The 289-nt window shown below is 60.2% G+C and carries 1 protein-coding gene; it reads right to left on the bottom strand.

Going from position 1 to position 289, the window contains the following annotated elements:
• Positions 1-289: Ig-like domain-containing protein (locus GTPT_RS17680; RefSeq protein WP_038011993.1), on the bottom strand; the 289-nt coding region annotated here is incomplete at both ends.

The raw sequence follows: 289 nt of genomic DNA, 5'->3' as shown, positions 1-289 counted from the left end.
CGCGGTGGACGTGGCCTGCCCGTCCGTGACCGTGTAGGTTGCAGACGGGACTGTCCCGGTATAACCGTTCACCGGGGTAAAGGTGTACTTACCGTCACTGCCGATGGTCAGGGTGCCCACACCACTGATGGTCGCGGTTTCACCGGCTTTCACCGTGTGGCCTTGCACGGTGAACTGCGTCACCGTCAGCGTGTCGCCGTCTTTATCCGTGTCATTGGTCAGCACATTACCGTTCACCGGCGTATTTTCTTTCGCCACCGCCGTGTCATTATTTGCCACCGGCGGGGTG

Origin of the sequence: Tatumella ptyseos ATCC 33301 (genome assembly GCF_000735525.1) — a bacterium.
Taxonomy (GTDB): Bacteria; Pseudomonadota; Gammaproteobacteria; order Enterobacterales; family Enterobacteriaceae; genus Tatumella; species Tatumella ptyseos.
This window is presented reverse-complemented; position numbering and strand designations above follow the sequence as displayed.